This window comes from Pseudomonas sp. SWI36 (assembly GCF_002948105.1).
Lineage (GTDB): Bacteria > Pseudomonadota > Gammaproteobacteria > Pseudomonadales > Pseudomonadaceae > Aquipseudomonas > Aquipseudomonas alloputida.
In genome coordinates, this window is record NZ_CP026675.1 from 4,923,862 (window position 1) to 4,941,330 (window position 17,469).

General features: G+C 64.4%; 13 protein-coding genes. 5 read left to right on the top strand and 8 right to left on the bottom strand.

Annotated features, from left to right (window positions below):
* Window positions 1–58: 58 nt before the first annotated feature.
* Genes C4Q27_RS23500 through C4Q27_RS23525 form a run of 6 tightly spaced genes read right to left on the bottom strand, consistent with a single transcriptional unit; the run spans window position 59 to window position 7,241 of the window.
* On the bottom strand, window positions 59–1,048 hold the full coding sequence (locus C4Q27_RS23500; RefSeq protein WP_064491493.1) for a siderophore ABC transporter substrate-binding protein: 990 nt from the start codon (window positions 1,046–1,048) through the stop codon (window positions 59–61).
* Window positions 1,045–1,821 (bottom strand): ABC transporter ATP-binding protein, encoded by a 777-nt coding sequence (locus C4Q27_RS23505; RefSeq protein WP_064491494.1) that lies wholly within the window; start codon window positions 1,819–1,821, stop codon window positions 1,045–1,047. Before C4Q27_RS23505 ends, C4Q27_RS23500 begins: the two co-directional genes overlap by 4 nt.
* Window positions 1,818–2,759, bottom strand: coding sequence for an iron chelate uptake ABC transporter family permease subunit (locus C4Q27_RS23510; RefSeq protein WP_019438991.1), 942 nt, complete (start codon window positions 2,757–2,759; stop codon window positions 1,818–1,820). The genes C4Q27_RS23505 and C4Q27_RS23510 overlap by 4 nt, the downstream gene beginning before the upstream one ends.
* Window positions 2,756–3,697 (bottom strand): ABC transporter permease, encoded by a 942-nt coding sequence (locus tag C4Q27_RS23515; RefSeq protein WP_064491495.1) that lies wholly within the window; start codon window positions 3,695–3,697, stop codon window positions 2,756–2,758. Before C4Q27_RS23515 ends, C4Q27_RS23510 begins: the two co-directional genes overlap by 4 nt.
* Entirely contained in the window at window positions 3,697–5,454 is a 1,758-nt protein-coding gene (locus C4Q27_RS23520) for an ABC transporter ATP-binding protein (protein WP_104887423.1), read from the bottom strand. Before C4Q27_RS23520 ends, C4Q27_RS23515 begins: the two co-directional genes overlap by 1 nt.
* The gene (locus C4Q27_RS23525; protein ID WP_104887424.1) at window positions 5,448–7,241 is read right to left on the bottom strand and encodes an ABC transporter ATP-binding protein; all 1,794 of its coding nucleotides are present in this window, start codon (window positions 7,239–7,241) and stop codon (window positions 5,448–5,450) included. The genes C4Q27_RS23520 and C4Q27_RS23525 overlap by 7 nt, the downstream gene beginning before the upstream one ends.
* A gap of 109 nt (window positions 7,242–7,350) precedes the next feature.
* On the opposite strand from C4Q27_RS23525, the gene C4Q27_RS23530 reads away from it, so the two are divergent.
* Complete coding sequence (locus C4Q27_RS23530; protein WP_064491497.1) at window positions 7,351–7,962, top strand: TetR/AcrR family transcriptional regulator; 612 nt, start codon at window positions 7,351–7,353, stop codon at window positions 7,960–7,962.
* A gap of 205 nt (window positions 7,963–8,167) precedes the next feature.
* Complete coding sequence (locus C4Q27_RS23535) at window positions 8,168–11,074, top strand: HD domain-containing phosphohydrolase (RefSeq protein WP_104887425.1); 2,907 nt, start codon at window positions 8,168–8,170, stop codon at window positions 11,072–11,074.
* 108 nt (window positions 11,075–11,182) lie between these two features.
* Here C4Q27_RS23535 and C4Q27_RS23540 read toward each other — a convergent pair whose 3' ends face one another.
* Window positions 11,183–12,895 (bottom strand): FAD-dependent oxidoreductase, encoded by a 1,713-nt coding sequence (locus C4Q27_RS23540; protein ID WP_064491499.1) that lies wholly within the window; start codon window positions 12,893–12,895, stop codon window positions 11,183–11,185.
* A gap of 193 nt (window positions 12,896–13,088) precedes the next feature.
* Between C4Q27_RS23540 and C4Q27_RS23545 the strand changes: the two genes are divergently transcribed.
* From C4Q27_RS23545 to C4Q27_RS23555, 3 genes are all read left to right on the top strand, one after another.
* A complete protein-coding gene (locus tag C4Q27_RS23545) occupies window positions 13,089–13,865 on the top strand; it encodes an IclR family transcriptional regulator (RefSeq protein WP_020190769.1) in 777 nt (258 codons plus the stop codon).
* Window positions 13,866–14,003: 138 nt separating this feature from the next.
* A complete protein-coding gene (locus C4Q27_RS23550; RefSeq protein WP_064491500.1) occupies window positions 14,004–15,056 on the top strand; it encodes a Gfo/Idh/MocA family protein in 1,053 nt (350 codons plus the stop codon).
* 29 nt (window positions 15,057–15,085) lie between these two features.
* The gene (locus tag C4Q27_RS23555; RefSeq protein ID WP_020190771.1) at window positions 15,086–15,901 is read left to right on the top strand and encodes a sugar phosphate isomerase/epimerase; all 816 of its coding nucleotides are present in this window, start codon (window positions 15,086–15,088) and stop codon (window positions 15,899–15,901) included.
* 148 nt (window positions 15,902–16,049) lie between these two features.
* Here the strand turns inward: C4Q27_RS23555 and C4Q27_RS23560 are convergent, their stop codons facing one another.
* Window positions 16,050–17,375 carry an MFS transporter gene (locus C4Q27_RS23560; RefSeq protein ID WP_012052802.1) on the bottom strand — a complete coding sequence of 442 codons (1,326 nt, stop codon included), beginning with the start codon at window positions 17,373–17,375 and terminating at the stop codon, window positions 16,050–16,052.
* Between the last annotated feature and the right edge of the window lie 94 nt (window positions 17,376–17,469).

Here is a 17,469-nt window from a genome sequence, read left to right on the forward strand (position 1 = left end):
TAAGGCAAATGAGAATCACGTGCTAACGCAGTAGCAGGCATTTGCAAAAAGGCAGTGCCTAGTCCTGATAGCCCCTGATCACGTCATCCGCGATCAAAGCCAGTGAGGTCGGGCTGGCGGCCGTGACGTACCAGGCCTGCGGGTCGACGAACACCACGCGGCCGTGCTTCCAGGCGTTGGTCTGGCGCAGCAGGGGGTTGTCCAAGGTGTCTGCCGTCATCATTGGGCGGTGCTCCATGACGGCGGTGCGATCCACCACATAGAGGATGTCGGGGTTGGCCTGCTGGATGAACTCACTGGAAATCGGCTGGCCATGCAGGCCGGTATCCAGGGTAGTGGTGGCCGGCTTGACGCCCAGGTCATTGAAGATGAAGCCGTAGCGCGACTGCACGCCGAAGGCGCTGAAGGCGCCGTTGTTGTGCAGCACCACCAGGGCCCGCTCCGGGCGGTCGCGGGTGACGCTGCGCACCTGGGCCAGCTTGGCCTCCAGTGCGTCAGCCTTGCGCTGGGCCAAGCCTTGCTTGCCGAACACCTGCCCAAGGCTGAGCAGGTGCTGCCTGACCATGGCGACATGCCCGGTTTCGCTGTCGCGATAGTCCACATCGAAGTGCAGGGTCGGCGCCATTTCGCTCAGTTCGTCATAGTGGTTGGCCTGCAGCGAGGTGATCAGGATCAGGTCAGGCCGCGCCGCATGCACCCGCTCCAGGTTGGGCTGCACGATCGAGCCGACATCTGCCGTTTGCCCGGCATCCTTATAGCGTGCAAGAAAGTTCGGCACGAAGTCCTTGGGCATGCCCGCCACGGGTACGCCCAACTGGTCGAGGAAGTCCACTTCGTTCATGTCCAGAGCCACCGTGCGCTGTGGCAGTTGACTGATCACTGTGGTGCCCAGTTTGTGCTGTACGGTTAACGGCGTGTAGTCGCCATGGTGCGTGGTGTTCGCCGGTGCCGCTGTGGCTGCCGTGGGCTCGTTGCAGCCGTGCAGGGCGAAGGTGGCGGCTAGCAGTAGCGCCAATGGCCAGCCGTTGGCGGGGTGGTTGCGGTTCATTGCTGTTCTCCGGGTGGGTTGAAGTAGTTGCACAGGCGGCCGCGCGCGCTGTGGGTGATGTCGAAATCCAGCCCGTACAGCGCGTGCAGCTGTCGCTCGGTCACAACCTGCTCGACGCTGCCGCTGCAATGCACACGGCCACCCTGCATGGCGACGATGCAGTCGGAGTAGGCGGCGGCAAAGTTGATGTCGTGCACCACCAAAATCACCGTGCGGCCGAACTCGTCGCACAGCCGACGCAGGGCGCGCATGATCTGCACGGCGTGGCGCATGTCGAGGTTGTTCAACGGCTCGTCCAGCAGCAGATAGTCGGTCTGTTGGGCGATGGTCATGGCCAGAAAGGCCATTTGCCGCTGGCCGCCGCTGAGTTCATCGAGGTAGGCCTGGCGCAGCGGCTCCAGGGACAGAAAGGCAATGGCCTGGTCGATGGCCCGACGGTCTGCAGCGGTGAGCGCACCACGGCTGTAGGGGAAGCGGCCGAACGCGACCAGTTCGTCGACGGTCAGGCGCAGGTTGAAGTCGACCGACTGGCGCAGGGTGGCCACGCGCCGGGCATAGTCGCCGATGGCGATGCTGTCGATGCTTTGCCCGTCCAGGCGTATGTCACCGCTGGCAGGCGCCAGCAGCCGGGCCAGCATCATCAGCAAGGTGGACTTGCCGGCGCCATTGGGGCCGATCAGCGAGGTCAGCTGCCCGCGCGGGAAGCTGGCGCTTACCCCGCTCAACACCTCTTTGCTGCCATAGGTTTTGTGCAGGTCGTGGACAGTAATCATGCGGCTCCCCGGTTGCGCACCATCAGGGCGAGGAAGTAGGTGCCACACACCAGGTTCACGAGGATGCCGACGGTGGTCCTGTAGTTGAAGACATGCTCGACCAGCAACTGGGCGGCAATGAACACGGCAATGGCCACGGCGCTGCCGAGGGCCAGGGTGACCCGGTGGCGGAAGGTACCGGCCATCGCATAGGTGATGTTGGCGACGAACACGCCCATGAATGCCGTGGGCCCCAACAGGCTGGTCGACACCGCGACCAACGCTGCGATCAGCGCCAGCAGCAGGCGCACGTTGCGCCGGTAGTCCACGCCCAGTGAAATGGCCTGGTCGCGCCCGAGTGCCAGCACGTCCAGCACCGGTACGGCCCGGGCCAGCAGCACACACACGCCCGCCACCAGCACGGCCGAATACAGCAGCAACTGCGGCGATGCCCGGTTGAACGAAGCCTGGGTGTAGCCCAGCAGCATCGAGAACTCGCCGGGGCTGACTTTCAGCTGGACGAACTGGGTGAACGTGGCCATGACCATGGTCAGCACCAGGCCGACCAGCAGCAGGAAGTACACGTTGTTTTTGCCGTCACGAAACAGCCAGCGGTGCAGGGCCCAGGAGTAGCCGAGCATCAGTAGCATCGAGAGCAGGAAATTGCCGTCACTGCCGAGCACGATCAGCCCCTGCACGCCCATGCCCAGCACCAGCAGCGCCTGCAGCAGCAGGTAAACGGCTTCGTAGCCCATGATCGCCGGGGTGAGGATGCGATTGCCGGAAAGGGTCTGGAAGGCGATGGCGGAGCAGGCCACGCACACGCCACCGATCACCATGGCCGCCAGGCGCACAAGGCGCTTGGGGATGAGGTATGCGAAATCCGCCCCGGCGTTGACGAACACGAACAGCGTGGCCAGAGCGACCACGGCCAGCCACAAGCAGTGTCGGCCTTTCATCGCTGCCTCCAGATGATCAGCCCGAGGAAGATCAGCCCGCCCAGGCCGCCTGCAGTCAGGCCGATGGGCACTTCGAACGGGTAGATCAGCAACCGCCCGAGCAGGTCGCAGACCAGCAGCAAGGCCGCACCGCCCAGCGCCACCAGTGGCAGGGTGCGGCGCAGGTTGTCGCCATGGCGCAGGGCGACCAGGTTGGGCACCACCAGGCCGACGAAGGGGATGGCGCCGACGATGATCACGCTGGCCGACACCGTCACTGCTACCAGCAGCAGGCCCACCGTCACGTTGGTGGTGTAGTTCAGGCCCAGGCTGGTGGCCATGCCTTCGCCCATGCCCAGCACGGTGAAGCGCTGTGCGTACAGGTAGGTGAGCAACACGATCGGTACAATCAGGTAGAGAATTTCGTAGCGGCCCTGCACCACCTTGGAAAAATCACCCAGTAACCAGCCCTGCATGCTTTGCAGCAGGTTGAAGCGGTAGGCGTAGAACTCGGCCAGCGCACTCAGCACGCCGCCGTACATCAGGCCGATGACCGGCACCAGCACCGCGTTGCGGGCGCGTATGCGGCGGATGAGGGCGACAAACAGCAGGCTGGCGGCAAAGCACACGGCCAGTGCCAACAGCATGCGCAGCAGTGCCCCGGCCGCGGGCGCCAGGCCCAGCGACAGCAGGATGCCCAGGCGCGCGGCATCGAGCCCGCCGGTGGTGCCGGGTTCAACGAAACGGTTGCGCACGATCTGCTGCAGGATCACACCGCATACCGCCAGCCCGACACCCACCAGTATCAATGCGGCCAGCCGTGGCAGGCGGCTTGCGGTCAGGGTCAGCCAGGCGTCGCCTTGCAGGGTAAGCAGCTGAGACCAGGCCAGCTCACGAACGCCGACAGCCAATGAGGCCGCGCACAACACCAGGAACAGGATGAGGCATGCAACACGCATCAGTCGTGTTCCACCCTCGGTGCCCCGATGCGCCAGCCGTTGGCGGCGTGGCGCTGTTCGAGCATGCGTGCATAGTGCCCGCCATTGGCGCGCAGTGTGGCCGGTGTGCCTTGCTCGACAACCTGCCCGGCGTCCAGCACCACGATATGGTCGGCCATGGCCACGGTGCTGAGCTGGTGTGCGATGACCACCAAGGTGCAACGCCCATGCAGGCTGTGCAGCGTCTGGGCAATCACGGCCTGGTTCTCGGCATCAAGGGCGGCGGTGGCTTCGTCCACCAGCAGTACTGGTGCTTGCCTGATCAGCGCACGGGCAATGGTCACACGCTGGCGTTCGCCACCGGAAAGCTGCGCACCACCTTCGCCCACGGACGTATCGAGGCCCCCGCGCAGCCGTTCGAGGGTGTGTCCCAAGCCGGCCATGTGTGCCGCTTGCAGTACCTCGGCGTCGCTGGCATCGGGTTTGCCGATACGGATGTTGTCGGCGATGCTGCCCTGGAACAGCCAGGTGTCCTGCAGTACTTGGCTGACTGTGTCGGTCAGGCTGGCGCGGGCCATTTGCCGCACGTCGACGCCGCCAATGCGCACACTGCCTTCGGTGGTATCGAAGAACCGTGCAATCAGGCGCATCAGTGATGTCTTGCCTGAGCCCGAGGCGCCGATGACGGCGGTCATGCTGCCTGCCGGGATGTGCAGGTTCACGTTTTGCAGCACGTCGGGCCCGGTGGGGTTGTAGCGCAAGCTCACCCCTTGCAGGTTGATTGCGCCGCCCGCCGGCCGGTGGGGCGAGACGGGTTCTGGCAACGGCTTGGCTGCCAGGATCCGTTCGATTTCCTGCAGCTGGCCATGGGCCCCGCGCAGGATCTCGACATGGCTGGCCACGTCCTGCAGCGGGTCGATGAAGCGGCACACCAGCACCAGTGCCACGATCACCGCAACTGCGTCCTGCGCTTGGCCACCCGCCTGATCGCCGAACCACAGGCCGGCGGCCACCAACAGCGCGGCAAATGTTGCCTGCACGGCCCAACTGTTGAGCAGTGCTGACAGCGAAGCACGAATGATCAGGCCCATGCCGCTGCTGCGCTGGCGCTCCAGGCTTTGCGCCAGCAACCGTGTGCCCCCACCCTCCCCATTGAAGGCCCGCAGCACCGACTGTGCCTGGGCGAACTCCACCATACGCTGGCTGGCGGCGGCGAAGTGCTGGTGAAAGGCGTGATCGGCCCTGCGCCCCAGGCGTGCGCTGAACAGCAGCACTGCAGCCAGCGCCGGCAGCGCTAGCAGGGCGACAAGCCCCAGCGGCGGGTGCAGGATGAACAGTGCTACCAACAGCACCAGCGGCGTGACGCTGCCACTGATCAAGGGCGTGAGCACATGGGCCGGCAGTTGAGCCACAGCCATCGTGCCCTGGGTGATCACATGCCCGAGCCGCGCGGTGTTGTCAGGGGTGAACCAACCCAGTGGCAGCTGTGCTACTTGGGCGCCAATGTGCTGGCGGCCGCCTTGCAGCACCGCTACCGCCAAGCTTATGCCGGCCTTTTCCACCTGGCGTCGCCAGGCCCAGCACAGCGTCATGCCGGCGGCCAGCACGACCAACCAGGCACTGGCAGCGTGTATTTCGCTGTTCAGCAGATGCAGCATGAGCGGCGCCAGGGTACTGATGGTCAGGCCACTGAATACCCCGTACAGCACGGTCATCAGCAGGTAACGGCGCCAGGCCGGGGCGCATTCGCCCAGCAGTCGAACGAAGGTTTTCAGCATGCTGGCAGCGCCTTTTTCACGGTGTCCTGATAACCACCCTGCGCCCACAGCCGTGCATAAAGGCCTTGGCGGGTGAGCAATTCGCTGTGGCGCCCTTGTTCACACAGGGCGCCTTGGTCCAGCACCAGGATCTGGTCGGCATGCATCACCGTGTCCAGCCGGTGGGCGATGACCAGTAGGGTGCGACCCCGGGCGAAACGCGACAAGGCATCCTGGATCGCCGCCTCGCTCTCGGCGTCGGCGGCTGCGGTGGCCTCGTCCAGTACGAGCACGGGCGGGTCGAGCAGCACGGCGCGAGCAATGCTCAGGCGCTGCTGTTCGCCCCCGGACAATTGCGCGTCTTCGCCCACCACTGAGTCATAGCCACGCGGCAGTTGCAGGATGCGTGTGTGAATGTTGGCCAGGCGCGCAGCCGCTTCGACTTGTTCGCGGGTTGCAGCCGGTTTGCCCAGGGCGATGTTGTCGGCCACGCTTGCATGGATCAGCCGCACCTCCTGCAGCACGAAACCTATGCGTCGGTACAGTTCGCGGCTCTCGATCTGCCGCAGGTCGACGCCACCCAGGGTGATGCGCCCGGCGTCTGGGTCGAAAAACCGTAGCAGCAGGCGCGCCAGGGTCGACTTGCCGGCGCCAGAGGGGCCGACGATGGCGGTCGTGGTGCCGGGGGCCAAGGTGAAGCTGACGTCATCGAGCACGTTGTTGCCGGGGGCGTAGGCATGGCTCAGTTGCTCCACGCGCAGTTCGCTGCCGTTGGGCAGGCTGCCAACCGCAGGGGCCGGCAGCACCGGGGTGTCCAGCAGGGCCTGCACCCGCTGGGCCGCCCCTACCGCGTTGTTGAGGTCGTGGGTGATGTAGTGCAACAACTGTAGCGGCGCGCACAACCCAGGTGCGACCAAGGCAAAGGGCAGTATCTGTAGCGGCTCTATCCAGCCCAGGGCCACGAACGCCATGCCTGCCAGCAGCACCACACCCACTACCGTCACCGGCGCGATCAAGGCATTGGCCCGTGCCATCGCCGCAACCAGTGGGCGGGTGAAACCGGTGAAGGTGTTGGCAAAGGCATCGACCGCGGCACGGTAGCGGTCCTGCGCGTTGCCGCGCCCGCCGAATGCTTTGACCAGCGGCATGCCATTGACGAACTCGACCACCGCGTTGTCGATGCGCGCCATGCCCGCAACCACATCACCCATATGCGCTGCGCTGGCCTTGATGGCACGGTGCAGAAACAGGAAGAACGCCGGGAAGGGCAGCAGCACGACCACGGCAAGGCGCCAGTCCATGGCGAACAGGTAGGCCACGGAAATCAGCACGGCGCCCACGGTGCGGCCCAGTGTGGTGAAAAAGTGCGCGGTCAGGCTGTGCAGTGTGCCGATGTCGTCCTGCATGGCCCGTTTCACTTCGCTTGATGCCCGCTCGCTGAACCAGCCGAGCGGCACTTGCATCAGGCGCTGGCCGATCGCCACGCGCAGGTGATGGGTGATGTGGTTGTCGGCCTGGTGCGCCAGCATTTCGGCTGCGGTGATCAGGGTCATGCCAGTGAACAGGCTGGCGATGCTGGCTGCGATGGCCCGGCCAATGGCGCCCGATGTGGCGGTTTCGCTCAACGCCAGGTGTGCGATGTGCGCAATGCCTGCCAGCGGTACCAAAGCCAGCATCGAACCCGCCGCAGCCAGCACCGCCGACAGCGCCAGCCGCCCGCGAATGGGGGAAAGCACACGGCTGAGCGGGCTGCGGGCTTTGTTTGTTGAAGGGGCGGCATCGTCAAGGGGCGTTGATGAATCGGACATGAAGCGGGCCTGGAAAGCTGCAAATTAATTAGTTGCATGACTATAAACTAATTTGCGAAAACCCGACAAGGCAGCTACAAGACTGTCTTCACAAAGCCTGGAGGAACCGATGCAACCACCACAACGCACCCCCGGACGCGGTCGCCCTCGCACCATCACCCGTGAACGGATTGCCGACGTGAGCATCGCCATCGGCTTGCCCAACCTCACGTTCGTTGGCGTGGCCGCTGCGTTGGGCGTAAGCCACATGGCGCTGTACAAGCATGTGCCGAACATCGAAGCACTCAAGTGCCTGGTGGCCGAGGAGATCTTTCAGCGCTGGCAGATCCCTAGGGCAGACGGGAATTGTGTAGAAGGGTTGCAGTCCTACCTGACGCGCTTTGCCACGTCGGTACAGGCATTCGTCAAGGCCCACCCGGGTCTGACGCCCTATGTGATCCGCAGGCTGGCAGCGACAGAAGCGATGATCGACAAGATCAATGACCACCAGGCGCACATCGCCCAGGCCTACGGCCTGAGCCTGGAACAGGCGCGCTGGTTGTTGTCGACGGTGGCGTTCCATGGCTTTGCCGTGGCCGATACGGTGTACACGGTGTCGGGGCGCGAGCCGCTGCTGGAGGCCGACCGGGCTGGCGAAGAATCGGAGATGGAAGTGGAGTTGCTTGAGGGCATGCAGGCGCTGATTGTCGGGGCGTTGGTCATGCTGGAGCAGCGGGGTTGAGCCTCATGTAACGGCTGTGCGCCTTTTACTGCCCAGGTTAACTTTTTTGCCATCCCGGCAGAAAGCCCACGTACGCTCTACACTGCTGCCAAGATGGACCAGGGCAGCTTGCCAACATTTGGCCCGTCACGCTGCCTGCGAATGGCCCTGGCCTGCATGATCGTTCTGGCTGCTCCTTCAAACTGCCACACATGGAGTACCTGGAATGGGCTGCGTGTCGAATGGCCGTGTTGCCGGTAAAGCCGGGCGTGGCATCTCGCTGCAATGGCTGGTGGCGCTGGCCATCGTGCTGGGCATGCTGCTGCTCGGCGCCGCCCTGGCCTGGCAGGGTTACCGCGGAATTCGCCAAACCCTCGTGGCCGCCGCTGGTGATGCCGCCCAGCAGGTTGCCAAGACGATCGACGAGCGCGCCAGGCGCCTGATCGAGCCGGCGCAAAGCAGCATTCGCCTGCTGGCCCACAACACGACGGTGCACACCCAGGCACAGCGCCTGGATCGGCTGCCACAGCTGGTGGAAATGCTGGACGCCAACCGCATGCTCAGCGCCGCCTATCTGGGTTACCCCAGCGGCGAGTTCCTGTTGGTGCGTCGCCTGCGTGACCCACAGCTGATGCAGCGTTTCGCCGCTCCACCGGGCACGGCTTTTCTGGTGCAGAGCGTCAGCCATGGCGACGGCGCCAAGGTGCAGGGCGAGTGGCGCTTTTATGATCGGGCGCTGAACTTGTTGCAGGCCCAGGCCAAACCTGACTATCGCTACGATCCACGCCTGCGCCCCTGGTTCGCTGAAGCCACGGTACAACCCTCTACTGTGCTGACGCGCCCCTATGTGTTCTTCACCACCCGCGAGGTCGGCTTGACCATGGCCCAACGTAGCGTCGACGGTGGGGCCGTGATCGGCCTGGACGTTTCGGTCAACGACCTGGCCAGCGAGACTCAGGACCTGCGCATGACCCCGGGTACCGAGATCGTGGTGGTCGATGACCAGGGCAACGTTGTGGCCTATCCGGACCCGCAGCGGGCAATCGTGCACGAAGGGCAAGGCGTGCGCCTGTCGCGGGTCGCCGAGCTGGGCGCTCCCAGCCTGGCGCAGCTATACGCTGACCTGCCGAAGGGCAACCAGCCTCAGCCTTATCAGGTGGACGGCCAGACCTGGTATGGCATTCGTGTGCAGCTGACCACCCTGGCCGGGCACGACTTGCACGTGCTGATTGCCGTACCAGGCCAGGAGCTGCTGGTGGGGGCACGCAAAGTCTTGTTCGAGCAGTTGCTCTGGACCGTGGCGCTGATGGCCGTGTTGCTGGTGCTCGGCGGTGTGCTTGGCCGGCGCATTGGCCGCCCGCTGCGGCTGTTGCGCGAGCAGGTTCAAGGTTTGGCCAGTTTTGATTTCAGCCGTGAAGTGGGCGTGCACTCGCGGGTTTCCGAGGTGCGTGAGCTGAGCCGTGTGCTGAGCCGCATGTCCGGTACTATTCGCCACTTTCAGGCGATTACCCTTGCGCTCAGCCGCGAGCGAGACCTCGAGCGCATGCTCGATGGCGTGCTGAGCCATCTGGTAGAAGCTGCCGGGGGCGACGCCGGCGGGGTTTACCTGTACGACGCTGAACAGACTTTGCTGCGCCTGGCCGCCTCGTGCCGCGGTGAACACTACCCAAGCGAGCTGGCAGTGGATGAAGGCGCCCGGCAGCACTTGGCTGCAACAGTGACCCAGGCCCTCGGCCTGCACGAGCGCAGCCTGGCCGTGGTGCTTAATGACCGTAGCCGGGCACTGTTGGGCATCCTGGTCCTGCAAATGGACGAAGAGCAGGCGCAGGAGCGGGTGGGCGAGGCATTTCGGCGCTTTGTCGAGGAGCTGTCCGGTGTGGCTGCGGTGGCTATCGAAACCCGCCAGTTGGTCGAAGCCCAGCAACGCCTGCTGGACGCCATGATCAAGCTGCTGGCAGACGCCATCGATGCCAAGAGCCCCTATACCGGTGGCCACTGCGAGCGAGTGCCTCAGCTGGCGCAGATGCTGCTGGATCAGGCAGTAGCAGCCGACAGCGGTCCGTTCGCCAGCTTCAGCATGACCGAGGCAGAGCGGTACGAGTTCCGTGTGGCAGCGTGGCTGCACGATTGTGGCAAGGTCACCAGTCCCGAGTACGTGGTGGACAAGGCGACCAAGCTGGAGACCCTTTACAACCGCATCCACGAAGTACGCATGCGTTTCGAAGTGCTGTGGCGCGATGCGGAGCTGGCCTACTGGCAAGGCCTGGCCAGTGGCGCCGACCAGCAGGTGCTGAAAGCCGCACTGCAGCGAAGCCAGGCCGAGCTGCAGGACGACTTCGCTTTCGTCGCCCAGGCCAACATCGGCGGCGAGTTCATGCAGGACACCGATATCCAGCGCTTGCAGGTGATCGGCAAGCGCCGCTGGCTGCGCCATTTCGATAACCGCCTGGGCATCTCCCGTGACGAGGCGGAACGCCTTGTTGGCGTGCCGCAGCCTGAACTACCGACAGAGGAGCCATTGCTGGCCGACCGCCCCGAGCACTGCGTGCCCTGGGGTACCCGCACGCCGCCGGTGGTGAAGGGCGACCCGCGTAATATCTGGGGGTTCGACATGCACCTGCCAGGCCACGCCAGCAACTACGGCGAGCTGTACAACCTGTCGATCCGCCGTGGCACGCTGACTGACGAAGAACGCTTCAAGATCAACGAACACATCGTGCAGACCATCATTATGCTCAGTGCACTGCCGCTCCCGCGCCAGCTCAAGCGGGTACCCGACATCGCCGGCAACCACCACGAAAAGATGAACGGCAGCGGCTATCCGCGCCGGTTGGACGGGCAGGACCTGGGCATTGCCGAGCGAGTGATGGCGATTGCCGACATCTTCGAAGCACTGACGGCAGCAGACCGGCCATACAAACCCCCGAAAACGCTGTCCGAATCGGTGAAGATCCTGGTGGCCATGGCCCGTGAGGGGCACGTCGACGGGCAACTGCTACAGCTGTTCCTCAGCAGCGGGGTATACCGCCAATATGCCGAGCGCTTCCTGCGCACCGAGCAGATCGACGAGGTGGATGTGGCCTACTGGCTGGCGCAAATTCAGGAGCGCAGCGCGGCGAGACCTGTGAGCTGAGGGGCGACAGCGCTGAACAATCAGACCGCGTGGCACTCGATTCAAGCGCCACGACCTTTCCCTGCGTCCTCCAGCAGAGCGCCGACCTCCCGGGTATTGTGGGTCAGCTCACTCGTACCCCTGCACCCCGGCAATGTGCCGCCCGGCGACATAGCCAAAGGTCAGCGCCGGCCCCAGGTTGATGCCGCCCGACGGGTACCAGCCACCAAACACGCTGGCCATGTCGGTACCTGCTGCGTACAGGCCTGCGATCGGTTGCCCGGCCTCATCCAGTACACGGGCATTGCCGTCGGTGCGCAGCCCGGCAAAGGTGCCAAAACAGCCGGGCTTTACTTTCACCGCATAGAACGGCCCGTGCTCGATGGGCGCCACGCAAGGGTTAGGGCCCTTGTGCTGAGGGTCACCCTGCTTGCGGTTGAACGGCGTGGAACCACGGCCAAACGCCGGGTCCTGGCCGTTACGGGCATGGCTATTGAAGTCAGTGACCGTGGCCCGCAGCCCGGACGGGTCAATGCCGCAGGCCTGGGCGAGTTGCTCGAGCGTGGCGCCGCGTTTCAGGTAGCCGTTGCGCACATGCGGCCCTACCGGCAGCGGTGCCGGGCGGGCATGCCCCAGGCCATAGCGGCGCAAGAAGCGATGATCGCAAACCAGCCACGAGCACACCTCCTGACCCTGCGGCACTGCAGCGACCATGGCCGACACATAGTCGTAATAGCCATGCGCTTCGTTGACGAAACGCTTGCCGTTGGCCAGCACGCCGATAACGCCCGGTTTGCCGCGCTCGATAATGTGCGGGAAGTGGCCGATGCTGCCGTCGCGATGCGGCACCTGTGAAACCGGTGCCCAAGCCACTGGCGACCTCAGGTCGGTATCAACCACACCGCCGGCGGACTCGCCCAGCCGCAGGCCATCGCCAGAACACCCCTTGGGTGGCAGCGCCAGATTGTCGTGGCCGCTGGCATCGCGCGGGAACAGTTGCTGGCGCCGGGCGTTGTCATTGGGGAAACCACCTGCCGCCAGCACCACGGCCTTGGCGCGTATCAGCTGCTCGCCCTGTGGCGTCGCGACCCACGCCCCGCGCACCTGGCCATCCTCGATCAGCAGGCGTTTGGCCGGCGCCGACGCTTGCAGGTGTACACCCAGGTCCTGTGCCGATTTAGCCAGGCGCGCCACCAGCGCCACACCGTTGACCAGGTGCATGGCCCGACCATGGCGGGCCAGGTGGTACAGGTGGCGGCCAAAGCGCTTGCACACGTGCAGCAGGGCTTTGGGCGAGCGGGTCATGTTGAGGAAGGCGGCAAGGTCGGCACCGGCCATGATCGGCATGCCCATGAACGAGGTTTCGCGCATGGTCTTGCGCAAGCGTGGCAGCAGGGCGCCAACCTCGCGGGCATCGTAGGGCGCGGCGATCACCTGGTGGCCGCCAAGGGCTGCCCCTGGCGTATCGCCATGCATGTCCGGGATGCCGTTGCCGTCGGCAAACTGCAACGCCGTGTACTTCTCGAAAAACGCCACCATGTGCGGGCACGCCTCAAGGAAGGCATCGACGCGCTCGGCATTGTAGTTTGCCCCCAGCTCATGGCGCAGATAAGTCCGCGGCTGTTCGATGTCTTCCTCGATGCCGGCCCTGCGCGCCAGCGGGTTGCGTGGCACCCAGGCCCAGCCGCCGGACCAGGCGGTGGCACCACCAAACACCGGTTCTTTCTCCGCCACGATCACCTTCTGCCCATGCCAGGCAGCCGTGACGGCCGCCGCCAGCCCGGCGGCGCCAGAACCTATGACCAGTACATCGCATTCGGTTTCGAGAGGAGCGGAAGGCATTGCGGGTTTCCTGTGTTTTTATTGGAACTAAGTTCCATATTCTTATCAGCAGGTAGGGGGCTGCAAGGGCGGAATGGCCAAGTCCGGCAAGAACTGGGCGATCATCGGACATTCGAGTTGGCCCGAGCTGCGCTGGGTAGCGACGATGTGGAATCATCTTCTAGAATCCGCAAAAAAATCAGGGACCTGTGACATGGCTGGTAGTCAGATCGAACGCGCCTTCAGTCTTGTAGAAAGCCTTACCGGTGAACCCCAAGGGCTGCCGTTACAAACCCTGGCCGAGCGCCTGGACATTCCCAAAAGCGCCGCCCACCGCATGCTCACAGAGCTGGTGCGGCTGGGCTACGTGCGCCAGAACCGGGAAAGCAGCCGCTATCAGCTGTCGGCCAAGCTGGTAGCGCTGGGCTTTCGTTACCTGGCCAGCAGCGGTGCCGACATCATTCAGCCGATTCTTGACCGCCTGGCCCAGGACAGCGGCGAACTGGTGCGCCTTGGGGTGATCGACGGTGCCCGGCAAACCTGGATCGCCAAGTCCCAAGGGGCCCGCTCCGGGCTGCGCTATGACCCGGATATGGGGCGCGACGCGCCGCTGTTCTATACCGCCTCCGGGCATGCCTGGCTGGCCAGCCTGGACGATGAGCAGGCGCTGCAGATGGTGTTGCGCCAAGGTATTGCCGACCCCGACCAGTTCGGCCCGAACGCGCCACGCTCCACCGACGAGCTGCTCGCCTACCTGCACCGCGCGCGCGAGCGCGGTTATGCCTGGGTCGAGGAAACGTCCGCCATCGGCACATCAGCCCTGGCCGCAGTGGTGCGCCGCCCGCAAAGTGACGAGGTGATCGGCGTGCTGAGCATCGCCGGGCCCAGCGCGCGGCTGGCACAGAGCCGCCTTACAGCGCTGGCACCGCTATTGCTGGCGGCGGCAGAAGAGCTGTCGGCGGCCAGTCCCGCCAGCGAGCTTTTTGCCTGAGGGGATATTCCGGTCGATTACCGCACAGTCTGTTCCGCCTGTTCTTCTGAAAAGCTGAACTTGGTTCTAAATTGTCGAGTGTGAATTGTGGAACCAGGTTTCAGAATTTCATGACAACAATGACAAGAGGACAGGCTGTTGAACGCACCCCTTCGTATTGCCTTGATTGGCGCCGGCATCATGGGCCGGCAGCATTACCAGCATTTGCGCAATGTGCCGCAAGCCCAACTGTGTGCCGTGGCCGACCCCGGCCAGCAGGCCGAGGCCTTCGCTGCCGAGTGCGGCGTGCCCTGCTTTGCCGACCACCGGCAAATGCTGGAGCAGGTGCGCCCTGAGGCAGTGATCGTCGCCAACCCCAACAACCTGCATGTCGCCACCGCCCTGGATTGTGTCGAGGCCGGGGTGCCGGTGCTGGTGGAAAAACCGGTGGGCGTGAACCTGGATGAAGTGCGTGCACTGGTGGAAGCCTCACGCCGCCGAGGTGTACCGGTGCTTGTAGGGCACCATCGCCGACACAATCCGCTGATCGCCAAGGCGCACCAGGTGATCAACGAAGGCAAGCTTGGCCGTCTGATCAATGTCACCGCGCTGTGGCAGCTGCAAAAGCCCGACAGCTATTTCGAAACGCCCTGGCGCCGCGAGCCAGGGGCCGGTTTCTTGCTGACCAACCTGATCCACGACCTTGACCTGTTGCGTTACCTGTGCGGCGAAGTGGTGCAGGTGCAGGCCTTCACCCGCAACGATGTACGCGGTTTTGCCAACGAAGACAGCGCCGCGGTGCTGCTGCAGTTTGCCAACGGTGCCCTGGGCAGCCTGACCGGGTCCGACGCGGTGGCTGCACCGTGGAGCTGGGAGCTGGACGCTGGCGAAAGCCCCGTGTACCCGCGCCAGGATGGCCAGCCGTGCTATCTGCTGGCCGGTACCCAAGGTGCACTGAGCATTCCCCAGCTCAAGCGCTGGCATTACGCCGAGGCAGGCTCGGGCTGGCATACGCCCCTGTTGCAAAGTTCGGAAAGCATCCCTGCCGGCGAGGCATTGACCCTGCAACTGCAGCATTTTGTGCGGGTTGCCCGGGGTGAACAGGCGCCGCTGATCGACGCTGCCGACGGAGGGCGCACACTGGCGCTGATCGAAGCGATAAGGCAGGCAGCCCAGAGCGGTCGGGCTTGCGCGCCCGCGCACATTGGCTGATGCAACCTTACTATTGCTGGTGATGATTAATGACTGATCGAATTTTTTCCCTCGCGGCCCTGACGGTGCTCGAGCTGTCTCCACCGGACATGGTCGAGGCCGCCGCCCGAGCGGGTTACAGCCATGTCGGCCTACGGCTGGTGCCAGCCACCGAACAGGAGCGGCATTTCCCGTTGATCGCCGATGCCGAACTGCGTCGGCAAACCCAGGCGCGCCTGCGCGACACGGGCATCAAGGTGCTCGACCTGGAGATCTTGCGTCTTGAGCCGGCAACCTGTGTGGCCGATTTCGAAGCGATCCTGGCGGTGGGCGCCGAGCTGGGTGGCACTGAATTGCTGGTAGCGGGCAACGACCCCGACGAAGCGCGCCTGACCGAACGCTTTGCCGCATTGTGCGAGCTGGCGTCGCGCTACGGCATTCACCCTCACCTGGAGTTCATGCCCTGGACCGACGTACGTGACCTGCGCCAGGCCATGCGGGTGGTGGCCAACGCCGACCGCGCCAATGGCTGCGTGCTGGTGGATGCCTTCCACTTCAACCGCTCTGGCTCTTCGTTGGACGACCTGGCGCAGCTGAAGCCGCAGCGCATGCGCTATGCCCAACTGTGTGACGTTGCTGGCCCGGTACCGGCCGACATGGACGAGATCCTGCGCCAGGCGCGTAACGAGCGTCGCTTCCCGGGTGATGGAGATGCCGACCTGGTTGGCCTGTTGCGCGCCTTGCCGCCGAGCGTGCCGCTGAGCCTGGAAATCCCCACGCGGCAATTGCTGGAGCAGGGCATCAGCGGCGAACAGCGCGCGCGCATGGCGCTGGAGAAAGCCAAGGCGGTGTTGGCCACCGTCTGATCGAGCGAACGTGGCGCCTGTCACCGACTGCGTCACGTTCGTGAGTGAACCCACACCGAACGCTGCATTGTCGTTGTCCGCTTCTCAAGAAACGCCAAGCCAAAAAAAGGGCCCGCAAGGGCCCCGTAGAGGTAAGTGGCTAGCGCTCTCAGGCGCTCTCGACCTTGCGCGGTGCCATGAAATACATCCACACCAGCGCCAGGAAGTACATGGCGGGGATCATGGTAAACAGCACGGCATAGTTGTTGTTGGTAGCGGTCAGCACGCTGCCGACAATCTGCGTCATGAACATTCCGCCAATTGCCGCACACATGCTGCCGAAGCCGAATACGGTGCTCACCAGATGCTTGGGTGTGTAGTCCATCACCAGGCTCCAGATATTCGCCGTCCACGCCTGGTGCGCGCCTACCGCGATCGAGATGGCCGCCACCGCGACCCACAGTCCACTGGCGTTGGCGGCAAAGATGACGCTGAGCATGGTGCAGGCAAAGATCAGCATGGACACCAAGCGCGCTGTCGTGGCGCGCACGCCCCGGCCGATCAGCCACGACGACAGGATGCCTCCCCCGATACTGCCGAAGTCTGCCGTCAGCCAGATGATGATGAGCGGGATGCCCATCTGGGTCACGTTGATGCCCAGGCTGTATTGCTGGTTCAGGAACGGCGGCAGCCAGTACAGGTAGAACCAGAACACCGGCGCGGTAATCGCATAGGCCACTGCAAAAGCCCAGGTGCCACGCAGGCGCAGGATACGGCTGAACGGCACGCGGGTCGGCTCGGGCTCGTCATCCTGCTGGATGTACTGCACCTCGCTCTGACGCACGCGGGGGTGGTCTTCAGGGTTGTAGTACTTCAGCACCCAAAACACGACCCACACCAGGCCCAGGCTGCCCATGGCGATGAACGCAGCCTGCCAGCCCCACACAGCCAGGATCAGCGGCAACAACGCGGGGGTGACCATGGCGCCAACATTGGTGCCGGCGTTGAACAGCCCCGTTGCAATGGCCCGCTCACCCGCCGGGAACCACAGGCGCACGGTCTTGACGCAGGCCGGGTAGTTGGCGGCCTCGGTCAGGCCGAGGATGAAGCGGCAGACCATGAAACCTGCCGCCGAGGTGGCCAGGCCGTGGGCACCCGTGGCCAGGCTCCACAGCAGTACAGCGAAGAAGAACGCCCGTTTGACCCCGACCTTGTCGATCAGCCGGCCTTGCAGCAGAAAACCGATGGCGTAGCCGACCTGGAACCAGAAATTGATGTTGGCGTAGTCCATCGCCGTCCAGCTCATTTCCTTGGCCAGCACGGGCTGCATGATGCCGAGGGCGGCGCGGTCGATGTAGTTCAGGGTGGTGGCGAAGAACACCAGGGCGAGCATGCCCCAACGGGTCTTGCCGACGCCGAAGGCGCCGCGGAGCTTGTCGCCGATCGAGCCCTGGGACATCCGGGGCGCGGCGGGGGGGATCTTGGAGTGGTTCATAGACTGCTCGTTTCTTGAAATTGTATTCAGCTGCGGTGCTACGGGTACGTGACCGTTTCCCAGGCAGGGGGGCACGCAAGGCCGGTGCATGGTG